Source organism: Cytobacillus sp. FSL R7-0696, assembly GCF_038006865.1.
In the GTDB taxonomy this organism is placed as follows: Bacteria; Bacillota; Bacilli; order Bacillales; family Cytobacillaceae; genus Cytobacillus; species Cytobacillus kochii.
Map to the genome: position 1 here is coordinate 3,923,861 of NZ_JBBOWA010000001.1, position 11,785 is coordinate 3,935,645.

The 11,785-nt window shown below is 35.9% G+C and carries 9 protein-coding genes; all 9 read left to right on the top strand.

Annotated features, from left to right (window positions below; all coding sequences use genetic code 11):
- Window positions 1-50: 50 nt before the first annotated feature.
- The 9 genes from MKX29_RS20125 to MKX29_RS20165 all read left to right on the top strand — a co-directional run bounded on the left by MKX29_RS20125 (window position 51) and on the right by MKX29_RS20165 (window position 11,722).
- A complete protein-coding gene (locus MKX29_RS20125; RefSeq protein ID WP_341107305.1) occupies window positions 51-1,505 on the top strand; it encodes a helix-turn-helix domain-containing protein in 1,455 nt (484 codons plus the stop codon).
- A gap of 30 nt (window positions 1,506-1,535) precedes the next feature.
- Complete coding sequence (locus tag MKX29_RS20130; protein WP_341107307.1) at window positions 1,536-2,489, top strand: phosphoglycerate dehydrogenase; 954 nt, start codon at window positions 1,536-1,538, stop codon at window positions 2,487-2,489.
- A gap of 431 nt (window positions 2,490-2,920) precedes the next feature.
- On the top strand, window positions 2,921-4,594 hold the full coding sequence (gene hutU / locus MKX29_RS20135; RefSeq protein ID WP_341107310.1) for a urocanate hydratase: 1,674 nt from the start codon (window positions 2,921-2,923) through the stop codon (window positions 4,592-4,594).
- Window positions 4,595-4,616: 22 nt separating this feature from the next.
- Window positions 4,617-5,915 carry an imidazolonepropionase gene (gene hutI / locus MKX29_RS20140; protein WP_341107313.1) on the top strand — a complete coding sequence of 433 codons (1,299 nt, stop codon included), beginning with the start codon at window positions 4,617-4,619 and terminating at the stop codon, window positions 5,913-5,915.
- A gap of 76 nt (window positions 5,916-5,991) precedes the next feature.
- A complete protein-coding gene (locus tag MKX29_RS20145; RefSeq protein ID WP_445662698.1) occupies window positions 5,992-7,323 on the top strand; it encodes a YjiH family protein in 1,332 nt (443 codons plus the stop codon).
- A 74-nt stretch (window positions 7,324-7,397) separates the two neighbouring features.
- Window positions 7,398-8,597 (top strand): DHH family phosphoesterase, encoded by a 1,200-nt coding sequence (locus tag MKX29_RS20150; protein ID WP_306469994.1) that lies wholly within the window; start codon window positions 7,398-7,400, stop codon window positions 8,595-8,597.
- A gap of 151 nt (window positions 8,598-8,748) precedes the next feature.
- On the top strand, window positions 8,749-9,693 hold the full coding sequence (locus MKX29_RS20155) for a glycine-rich domain-containing protein (protein ID WP_341107317.1): 945 nt from the start codon (window positions 8,749-8,751) through the stop codon (window positions 9,691-9,693).
- Window positions 9,694-9,920: 227 nt separating this feature from the next.
- Window positions 9,921-11,108 carry a D-alanyl-D-alanine carboxypeptidase family protein gene (locus MKX29_RS20160; RefSeq protein WP_341107319.1) on the top strand — a complete coding sequence of 396 codons (1,188 nt, stop codon included), beginning with the start codon at window positions 9,921-9,923 and terminating at the stop codon, window positions 11,106-11,108.
- A 143-nt stretch (window positions 11,109-11,251) separates the two neighbouring features.
- The gene (locus MKX29_RS20165) at window positions 11,252-11,722 is read left to right on the top strand and encodes a DUF523 domain-containing protein (protein ID WP_341107321.1); all 471 of its coding nucleotides are present in this window, start codon (window positions 11,252-11,254) and stop codon (window positions 11,720-11,722) included.
- Window positions 11,723-11,785: the final 63 nt, after the last annotated feature.

Genomic DNA, 11,785 nt, shown 5'->3' on the forward strand with positions numbered 1-11,785 from the left:
ATTGTTTACTTTTGCATTTTAAGCTAACATAATAAAAAGGAGATGATGGAATGTATAAAATTTTGATTGCTGATCGAGATAACATCGATGCAGAGGGATTAAAATGGTTAATTAAAACCGTATATCCTACTTGGCAAATTGAAATAAGATCATCTACAAATGAAGTATTCACAACCATGGAAAAACAAAGTCCGGATCTCTTATTGTTGGAAATGGAAATGTTCGATTCAGTGGGATATAAGAAAATAAAACAGCTTGTGCCTATCTTAAACATAAAAATTTTAGCCATCACCATTGAACCTACTTTTGATCAAGCAAAGAAAGCCATTGAAATAGGAGTGAGTGATTTATTAGTAAAACCTGTGTCTCCTGAGGATGTGCTTCGATCACTGCAGGTGCTTTATCGTATGCATAGCAAAAGCCTGAACCATGCGCAAATAGCAGAAGACAATACTGAAGAACGAACCTTACTGCAAAAAGATCAAGCCCATCATGTAAAGGTCATAGGAATGAGAACTATTCATCCAAATGGAATATTTAAGTTATATACATATGTAATGGGTCATTCATGGGCAAATGTCAAAAAAGTATTTCTTTTACCTGAGATGATTTTATGCCTTGTCGAGGAGAATGACCAAGATCTTTTAAGAAAATGCCATACCTTTATTCGTGGATGGGAAAAAGAATCAAATGAAGCGATTATTTTAGCCGAAGGAAATACAAATGATACAGGTTTACTGCAATCACAATACGGTAAGATTAAGCAACGAATGGAGCTTTCTTTTTACACTGGTCTAAATAAGCTTATTCCATGGTCATCAAACGAATGGGTGAGTATTGACCCTTTTTTAACACCAAAAGAGCAGGAGTTTTGGATTGATTATTTACGGCGAGGGAATATAAAAGCAATCAAAACATGGCTGTATGAGCAATTTTTAAGTCTAACTTCGCCTTACCCTGATCCAGCTATTATTAGAATTAGGTTAACGAGTATTTTGGCACAAATTAGGAGATACATGATTTCAAGGCATTTAATTGATAAACAAAAGGAAGAAAAATATCAAGCATTATTCCAAACGATTCTATACTCACCACTTATCTATCGAGTAATAGAAGAAATGATCAAGCTGATAGCTAGTTTAATAGATACAGACATGCAAATAGACTCGAAGTCCGAGAAGTTAGCCAAGCAAATATATCATTATCTAGAAGAACATTATCATGAGAAAGAGATAAGCTTAGATATGATTGCTGCCAAATTTAATCGTAATACAAGCTATATTAGCTCCTTATTAACGAAGTATTATAAGCAATCTTTTAGAGAAATCGTTACGATGCGTCGTATAAAAAAAGCGACCCAGCAATTGACGGAAACAAATCTTCCTATTAAAATAATTGCGAAAGAATGTGGTTATCGTAATCAACAATATTTTAATAAAGTCTTTAATCAAAACATGAAGTGCTCTCCAAGTACTTTTCGTGCAAACACCAGTCGTACGTACTAACAAAAATGAACATAAAGGTGAAGATGAAAAATGAAAGTTTTATATTTAATTAGAGATCCCTTTATCGAGGAATATCCGACAATCATAGAAGATGCGAAGCAGTTAAATGCTGAAGTGAAGTTCGTTCATAGTGATAGTGGACTTACAAAATCACAATTATTAAAAGAAGTCGAAGAGGTTGATATCATCGTCGTTGCTATTGTGAAAATTGATCAAGAAGTTATTGACCATGCCCCCAATTTAAAGTACATTATTAAATTCGGAGCAGGGTACGATAATATCGATGTGAGCTATGCTGAGAAAAAAGGGATTGTTGTTACAAACGCACCAGGGGAAAATGCACATTCCGCAGCAGATCTTGGCTTTTCGTTATTATTGTCAATTTCAAGACAAATTGCGCAAAAAGATCAAGAGATGAAAACTGGTAAATGGCAGCTTTCTATGGGTAACGAAGTGTACGGGAAAAAGTTGGGCATTATTGGTTTCGGTGCAATCGGACAAGCAATTGCTAAAAGAGCAAGCGGTTTTGATATGTCAGTCATTGCTTTCGGCCATTACCGAAACGAGGAAAAAGCGAAAGGGCTGAATGTTACCTTTACTGAACTTGACGATTTACTATCAACTGCCGATTACATTATTCTCTCTACGTCGTTATCTGAGAAAAATCGCCATCTAATAAATGAAAAAACTTTAGCAAAAATGAAGCCGAGTGCGTTTCTTATTAATATCTCACGCGGCGGATTAGTCAATGAAGTGGACCTGCTTGCAGCATTAAAAAACCATGTGATTAAAGGTGCTGCATTAGATGTTTTTGAAAAAGAGCCTTCTATTACGGAGTTGTCAAAACAAGCAAATGTGATAGCAACTCCTCATATAGGTGGGGCTACTTTTGAAGCAGTCCAAAGAATTAACCAGCTGACGCTAAAAAATATACAGCGATTTATTAATGACGAACAGCTAGAACATCTCGTCTCGAAATCATAAACAAAAACTCAATCTGAACAATCATTCAATTTTTCCTTAAAACCTAGAATGATTGTTTGGATTTTTTTGTTTTGGCCGTTTATTCACTCCAAGGAAAGTCTCATTATACATATTGTCGAGTCTGGCATGATGAGAGCAGAAATCAACTTTAATTAAAAGAGGCAATTCTACCGTGAAAGAAACGGAATGGGTTCAGATCAAAAAAGAATTAGATGGTTTATAAATTAAGAATAATAAAAATAGAGCAGTAGAATTTAAACGGTTTAGTTATATATTCTTTATATTTTTATATAAATCAAATAAATGAATAAATAACTATATAAATCAAAGTAACAAATAACAGAAAAATATAAATAATCCAATATTAATAGACCGTTTATTCTGAAAATTCTAAGTTAAAATAAACTTATGAATGAGTTGGAGGGATAATAATGGAAAAAGTGAAGAGAGAAATTATTAATTATACAGGTAGTGAACTTCATGCAAAAGGTTGGATTCAAGAGGCTGCTATTCGTATGTTAAGAAATAATTTAAATAAAGAAGTCGCAGAAAAGCCTGATGAATTAATTGTATATGGCGGGATTGGTAAAGCGGCAAGAAATTGGGAGAGCTACGATAGTTTGATGGAAACTCTTCACCAGCTTGAAAATGATGAAACCTTGCTTGTGCAATCAGGGAAACCTGTTGCGGTTTTTAAAACACATGAGGATGCACCCAAAGTACTAATTGCCAATTCTAACATTGTTCCTGCATGGGCCAATTGGGATCACTTTCATGAACTAGACAAAAAAGGTTTAATAATGTACGGCCAAATGACTGCAGGTAGTTGGATATATATTGGCAGCCAAGGAATTGTGCAAGGAACGTATGAAACATTTTCAGAATTGGCAAAGCAACATTTTAATGGTTCTTTAAAGCAAACGATTACACTTACATCGGGCCTTGGCGGTATGGGCGGGGCGCAGCCATTAGCAGTGACAATGGCTGGGGGTGTTTGTATTGCAATAGATAAAGATGAGACAAGAATAGACCGAAGATTAGAAACAAAATATTTGGATAAAAAAATTTACGATATGAAAGAAGCGATTGTGCTTGCACAGGAAGCAAAAGCAGAGGGAAAGTCACTGTCAATTGGCTTGCTTGGAAATGCAGCTGAAATCCTCCCCAAAATGTTGGACGTCGGTTTCATTCCAGATATATTAACAGATCAAACATCCGCGCATGATCCGTTAAATGGCTATATTCCTATTTCTTATTCAATGGAAGAAGCAGCGAAGTTAAGAATTGAAAATCCACAAGAGTATGTTCAACAAGCTAAGAAGTCAATTGCCATTCATGTGACTGCTATGCTTGAAATGCAGAATAAAGGTGCGATTACATTTGATTACGGTAACAATATTCGTCAAGTCGCGCATGATGAAGGTGTGGAAAATGCTTTTGCCTTCCCAGGATTCGTACCTGCTTATATTCGTCCACAATTTTGTGAGGGGAAAGGCCCTTTTAGATGGGTAGCACTATCGGGAGATCCAGAGGATATTTATAAAACAGATGAAGTCATCTTAAGAGAGTTTGCAGATAATAAGCATTTATGTAACTGGATTAAAATGGCTAGAGAAAAAATTCAATTTCAAGGGTTACCTTCAAGAATATGTTGGTTAGGTTATGGTGAAAGAGCAAGGTTTGGCAAAATAATTAATGATATGGTTGCATCTGGTGAATTAAAAGCACCAATCGTAATTGGGCGAGATCATCTTGACTCAGGCTCTGTTGCCTCACCTAATAGGGAAACAGAGGCCATGAAGGACGGCAGTGATGCAGTAGCAGATTGGCCAATTTTAAATGCATTAATTAATAGTGTTGGTGGTGCTAGTTGGGTGTCAGTACATCACGGCGGTGGAGTCGGCATGGGCTATTCCTTACACGCTGGCATGGTGATTGTTGCTGATGGAACGGAACAAGCGGAGAAGAGATTACAGCGAGTGCTTACAACAGATCCTGGTATGGGTGTAGTTCGGCATGCTGATGCTGGTTATGATCTGGCGAAACAAACGGCCATAGATAAAGGCATTCAAATACCAATGTTGAAGAGAGATACCGAAAAATAATCGATAGAGGAGAGGTAAGGTAATGAGCTCAACTTATTTGTTTATAAAACATGCGAATGAACTACTTACATTAAAGGGTCATTCACAACAACCAGCAGTCAAAGCAGCGATGAATCAATTACACGTCATTAATGATGGTGCGATACTAATGAAAGATGAACAAATAGTCGCCATCGGTGAAACAGATGAATTGCTCAGCCAATTTCATCAGGAGATAAATTTAGCAGAAATAATTGATGCGAGTGGTAAAGTGGTCATGCCTGGATTAGTGGACCCACATACACATTTAGTTTATGCAGGGAGCCGTGAAGAAGAGTTTAATATGAGGTTAAATGGTGCCACCTATATGGACATCATGAACAACGGAGGTGGCATTCATGCCACCACAACTAAAACGAGAGCAGCGACAATAGATGAATTAAAAGAGGAGAGTATAAAACGGTTAGATCGCTTTTTAATACACGGTGTAACAACGATTGAAGCAAAAAGTGGCTACGGCCTTGACTGGGAAACTGAATATAAGCAATTGTTTGTAGCTAAAGAACTCAATCACCTTCATGCAATCGATATTGTCAGCACCTTTATGGGCGCACATGCCATACCTGCTGAATACAAGGAGCGGCCAGATGTTTTTATTGATCTAATTATCGATGAGATGCTCCCTCTTGTGGTAGAGGAAGAGTTAGCTGTTTTTAACGATGTATTTTGTGAACGCGGAGTGTTTACTCCTGAGCAATCGAAGAGGTTATTGTTAGCGGGTAAAAATCTTGGATTAATACCAAAAATTCATGCAGATGAAATTGAACCGTATGGTGGAGCAGAATTAGCAGCAGCAGTAGGTGCCATATCAGCTGACCATTTATTGAAAGCATCAGATGAAGGGATTAAAAAAATGGCGGAAGCAGGTGTCATCGCTGTTCTTCTTCCTGGTACAGCCTTTTTCTTAATGGAAGCAGCAGCAAATGGTCGTAAAATGATTGATGAAGGAGTAGCAGTTGCCTTGTCTACAGATTGTAATCCTGGTTCCTCGCCAACAACTTCATTACCTTTTATGATGAATCTCGCTTGTATGCATATGAGCTTAACGCCTGCTGAAGCGATTTACGCGGCAACAATCAATGCTGCCCATGCAATTGGGAAGGGTCATGAGGTTGGCAGTCTGGAAGAAGGAAAAAAGGCAGATATTCTTATACTTGATGTACCTAATTATATGCAAACTCAATATTTATATGGAATGAACCATACGCATACGGTAATTAAAGCTGGAAGAATAGTCATTGACAATGGTGCCCTAGTAACAACTAAGCTAAAAAGTCACTAATAGTAAGGGAGAGATTGGTATGTGCCAGTCTCTTTTTATAAAATAACATTTAAAGGAAGATAGGGTGTGAGGAAATATGGAAACGGAACTGAGTAATCCAAAAACCAAATCTCAAATGAAAAACGCCAATAGTCATGTATGGAAGTTTTTCATTTACAGTATGATTGGTATATTTATGTTTTTTATTCCGATAACATTGAATGGGCAATCTTCCATCATGATCGATCATATTGTGAGTGGGTTGCGCCACCTTCTAGGTAATGTTGTTCCTTATTATTTGCTATTGATTATCCTGATAGGAGGCTTATATCCTTTTATAAAAGGTAATTGGAAAGAAACGATTGTGACAACAGTATTTTCCTTCTTAAAACTTTTGGGTGTAGTTATTGCTTTTATGGTTTATTTTAGCTTGGGTCCCACATTCATATTTGATCCAAATATGGGTCCCTTTTTATTTAATAGTCTTGTTACGCCTGTCGGTTTATTAGTTCCTATTGGTTCGGTCTTCTTAGCTTTATTAGTAGGCTATGGTCTGCTTGAATTTATCGGAGTGATGATGAAACCAGTTATGAGACCGATTTTCCAAACACCTGGACGGTCTGCGATTGATGCAGTAGCCTCTTTTGTCGGTAGTTATTCTGTCGGTATTTTAATTACTAATCGTATTTTTAAAGAAGGTAAGTACTCAATGAAAGAAGCAGCAATTATAGTGACTGGGTTTTCCACTGTTTCTGTTACTTTTATGATTGTCGTGGCTAAAGCGTTAGACTTAATGTCTATATGGTCGGTTTATTTTTGGACTTCCTTCATAATTACATTTGCAGTAACAGCAATTACGGTAAGAATTTGGCCAATTAGAAACATGTCAAATGAGTATTATCAAGGTGTGAAGAGAGAGAAAGATGCATATGACAAACCTCTGCTAAAAACTGCGTGGAAAGAAGCAATGAAAGCTGCTGCTTCAGCACCATCAATAGTTGAAAATGTGAAACAAAATTTAAAAGATGGTGTATTAATGACGATGTCCATTCTGCCTTCAATTATGTCTATTGGGCTTATTGGCTTGGTATTAGTCGAATACACGCCAGTTTTTGATTGGCTTGCATATTTATTTTATCCATTTACAGCTATATTGGGATTACCAGAAGCAATGCTAACAGCAAAAGCGACATCGGTTGGGATTGTTGAAATGTTCTTACCTTCTATGGTAGTGACAGAAGCCGCTTTGATGACAAAATTTATTATTGGGGTTGTATCTGTTAGCGGGATTATTTTCTTTTCGGCTTTAGTTCCTTGCATTTTATCAACTGATATTCCTATTACCATAAGGCAAATGGTGATTATTTGGTTTGAACGAACAGTGCTTGCTCTTATTCTTGTCACACCAATTGCATACCTTCTGTTTTAATTTAATGCCCTGCGGTTTCATGCAGGGTTCTTTTCATATATAATAGTACTAACTCTTTTGGGAGAGCATACATATTGAAATATTCTAGAACAGCGGGTGAAGTAATGTATAAATTATATTCTCATAACGACTTAGATGGTGTTGGTTGTGGTATTATAATCAAGCTAGCATTAGGAGAAGAAGGGCAAGTTTATTATAATTCTGTCGGAGGCTTAGACTATAAAGTCGAGAAGTTTTTTTCTGAAAAGGACCATAAAGATACCAAGCTTTACTTAACAGACTTATCGATCAATGAGGATAACACGAAAAGGGTCGATGATTTTGTCAAACAGGGTGGTCAGGCACAACTAATTGATCATCATAAAACGGCCCTACACTTTAATGAATATGAATGGGCTACAGTAACAGTACAATATGATGATGGTAGACAAACTTGTGCTACATCATTATTATATGAGTATTTTGTTGAGCAAAAAAAACTATCTCCAAAAAGGTCTATTGAACAATTCATTGAATTGGTTCGACAATATGATACTTGGGAATGGGACGAAAATAATAATGTAAAAGCGAAGCAGTTGAATGATTTATTTTATATGTTTTCTATAGAAGAATTTGAAGAAATGATACTGCAAAGATTAAAAACCGCAGATGACTTTGAATTTGATGAGCTTGAAGCGAAATTATTATCAATGGAAGAAGCTAAAATTGAACGCTATATTAAGCGTAAAAAAAGAGAACTTATCCAAGCGTCGATTGATAAGCATATTGTTGGTGTTGTTCATGCGGAATCTTATCATTCCGAACTAGGCAATGAGCTGGGAAAAGAATACCCTCATTTAGATTATATTGCAATTCTTAATACGGGTGGTCGCAAAGTCAGCTTCAGAACGATTCACGATCACATTGATGTTTCGGCTGTTGCAGGCACGTACGGTGGGGGTGGTCATGCAAAAGCATCAGGCTGTACGATGAATGAAGAGGCGTTTAGAAAATTTGTTGTAGAATTATTCACAGAAGAATCATTAAAAATTGATGCACCTAAAAATAAATTCAACCAAAAAGAAAATAGTCATGGTACGATTTATGAAGGACGCTCTGGTGACATTTATCGTATCTACCAAAAACAAGAGCAGTGGAAAATAGAAAAGAATCATCAAGAAAATGCGACAGTATTTAAAGATTTCCAATCGGCAGTGAATGCAATTAAGATAGCTGATTTTGCTTGGTTAGCGAAAGATGATGTATACGATAATTATATGAAAAAGAATAAGTAAGTCATAACTCCTCGAAAGATAGCAACCCTTTCGAGGAGTTTTTTATAAATTTGGGGTAAAGTATCGCTTTTGAATGCTTGGTTAACACCTTCCAAATTTATGGTGGGGTACCAATATCTTGTGTATAATGAGCGAGAGGGGGGAAGAGAGAATGTTGTACTTATTTATCATTTTATTCATCATCATGATTCTCGTATTTGCCAAATTCTTAAAACCGACTGTAAAACCTTTAAAGGAATTGCCAATCCCGAATAATCTTGGTTTAGTTCAGCCGATAGCACAATCTTTAGTTCATCAAGTAGAGAATTCATTTACTGAAAGTGATAAAAGGCAGTTAAGAAATCGCGTGCTAAAAGAACATCCAAAATGGAAAGATCATGAATTTGACTGGCTTTTTTTGGAGTTGAAAAGGTATTTCTTCTTATGCAGCATGTTTAAAACAGTACCTATGTATAGTAGCAAAGTAGATACATTATGGCATGAAATGATTTTGTTTACACAAAAGTATGCTGATTTTTGCCAGCAATTATTTGGTCAATATTTACACCATACCCCTAACCTTGGTGGCAATCAATCTGCACATAACGAAAGGGCATTTTTTGACTTTTTGTATTTGAGTTATTTCCAACCATCTGAGAATAGTGTGAAAATATGGGGATCTTTTATGAGAAAACCTTTGCACCCGCAAATTATAGCTGATTTTACTGCTTTGAGTGAAAAAGAATTGTTAATGACTTATTTTCGGACTCATTCTAAATGGAAGGATATCCAATTGGAATTAATTCAATCAATAAAAGAAAATATTAAATTAGCAACTAATTTTCATGAAAATCAAGATAAGGGTTTAAAATCAAAATCAGTATTTTCCCACCAAGGTATTCTTTTTATTAGCATTTATTTTTCAATGTATGAATATGACAATTTTGAGGAAGCGGTAAGTAGTTATTTACCTGAAGAGCTAACAAAGAATAGCTTTACTTCTTCCTCATGCAGCGGTTTTGCCTGTGCTAGTAATGCATCGTCACCTTCCAATGATAGTTCTTGTTCTAGTGGTGATTCAGGTGCGAGTTGCGGTGGAGGCTGCGGCAGTAGTTAATATCATATAATTAGTAAATTAGGGCATCTAAATAAAGGATGCTCTTTTTTATGACCAAAAATTAGGCACGTACTAAGTTTAGTTTTTATCACCAGCATTCGTTAACTCATTACAAAATACGACAAAGTTCTTTCAATTATGTAACAATTTGTTATCATCTGTAATTACGTTAGATTTTTTTGGTACAATTCAATAGGGTAAAAAGCACTAGAAATGGAAGTGGATGAATGAAGAAAAAATGGATGATCATCTTCCTATTCCTCATGTTATTAGGTACACAAGCATATGCTAAGGATGATGAACCAGAAATTGTTAGTGAAACGGCAATCGTTATGGAAACAGAGACGGGCGCTATATTGTATGAAAAAAATGCAAACGCAAAAATGTATCCAGCAAGTTTAACTAAAATTGCAACCGCTATTTACGCAATTGAAAACGGAAACTTAAATGATGTGGTCACAATTTCTAAAGAAGCAGTAGATGTTGATGGGACAAAAGTATACTTAGAAGAGGGCGAGCAGGTAACTTTAAAAAAGCTCGTTCAAGGAATGCTCATTAACTCAGGTAATGATGCGGCAAAGGCAATTGCCATTCATTTGGAAGGTAATGAAGAGAATTTTTCGAAAAAATTGAATGCTTACATGCGAAATAAAATAAAAGTGACCGAGACTCATTTTACGAACCCCCACGGATTATTTTCCGAAAACCATTATACAACGGCAAAGGATATGGCAATCATCACAAATTATGCTATGAAAAACGAGACCTTCGCTGAAGTTTTCGGTACTGTAGAATTAAAATGGGATGGTGAATCTTGGGATACGACACTCATTAGCCATCATCAACTCCTAACTGGACAAAGACCGTACGAATGGATTACTGGTGGGAAGACTGGATTTGTCAGTGAATCTAAACAAACACTCGCATCTACTGCAGATAATGGGAAATTGGCATTAACAGCGATTGTTATGAAAGCAGATTTTAAACGTGATATTTATAAAGACACCAAAACCATCTTTGATTACAGTTTCTCTCATTATGAAAATAAAGAACTTGTCCCTGAACAAGAATATTTTGTTGGTGAAAAAGTGTTTCAACCGACAGAAAATAGCTACAAGGTATCTTTACCGATTGAAGGATTTACAGAACACTTAAATAAACAAGGTGTATTAGAAATCGTGGATAATAATGACAAAGTGATACAAGAAATAACTTTGGAAAGAGAGCAGCCTAAACAAGAGGTAGCGAACCATCATACGATGAATGATGCTAGTGATGATACTGAGAAGGAAAATCCGACTCTTATTATTTATATTGCTATAGGCTCGGTCGCCATCATTTTAATAGTGGTTTTCTTATTTATACGAAAAATGAGGAAACGTAACCGATATGATATCCATAATAGAAGATGGTAGGAAGGAAGCGCAGTAACTTTACTGTGCTTTTTTGCTTTATATAGATGTGAGTAAATGTGAGAATATAACTTTAAAAAGAAAGAATTATGTTACTATTATCAATAGAAAAGATTGTTTGGGACTAACAACTGGCGGTGAAAAACATGATAGTAGTAAGTGCATGCTTGGCAGGAATGAATGTAAGATATAATGGATCTAATAGTTTAGACGAAAGAATCCAGAAACTTTTATTAGAGAATCAAGCGATGCCTGTTTGTCCGGAATTACTCGGAGGTTTTACGACGCCAAGAGAGCCAGCTGAAATCGTGGGCGGAGATGGTGAAGATGTATTATACGGAAAAGCAAAAGTTATCGAAAAGTCAGGTAAGGATGTTACAAAACAATATATCAACGGTGCATATGCTACATTAAAAAAAGCTCAAGAGTTGGGCGCAAATACAATTATCCTTAAGGAAAATAGTCCATCATGTGGTAGTTCAGTTATTTACAATGGAGAATTCAAAGGGGAACAAATAGTAGGTAATGGTGTCACAACAGCCTTATTAAGAAAAAATGGTTTTAAAGTCATTTCGGAAAATAACTTTAATGAATATTCAATACTTGAAATTAACTAAGGATATATTTATGTATTTTTACGTAGGTGTTTGTTATAGATACAACTTTGAGTGTCCTCAGGT

What these genes read in the sequence shown, in the direction of transcription:
- MKX29_RS20125 (WP_341107305.1), top strand. Translation starts at nt 51, where the DNA reads ATGTATAAAATTTTGATTGCTGATCGAGATAACATCGATGCAGAGGGA.
- MKX29_RS20130 (WP_341107307.1), top strand. Translation starts at nt 1,536, where the DNA reads ATGAAAGTTTTATATTTAATTAGAGATCCCTTTATCGAGGAATATCCG.
- hutU (WP_341107310.1), top strand. Translation starts at nt 2,921, where the DNA reads ATGGAAAAAGTGAAGAGAGAAATTATTAATTATACAGGTAGTGAACTT.
- hutI (WP_341107313.1), top strand. Translation starts at nt 4,617, where the DNA reads ATGAGCTCAACTTATTTGTTTATAAAACATGCGAATGAACTACTTACA.
- MKX29_RS20145 (WP_445662698.1), top strand. Translation starts at nt 5,992, where the DNA reads ATGGAAACGGAACTGAGTAATCCAAAAACCAAATCTCAAATGAAAAAC.
- MKX29_RS20155 (WP_341107317.1), top strand. Translation starts at nt 8,749, where the DNA reads ATGTTGTACTTATTTATCATTTTATTCATCATCATGATTCTCGTATTT.
- MKX29_RS20160 (WP_341107319.1), top strand. Translation starts at nt 9,921, where the DNA reads ATGAAGAAAAAATGGATGATCATCTTCCTATTCCTCATGTTATTAGGT.
- MKX29_RS20165 (WP_341107321.1), top strand. Translation starts at nt 11,252, where the DNA reads ATGATAGTAGTAAGTGCATGCTTGGCAGGAATGAATGTAAGATATAAT.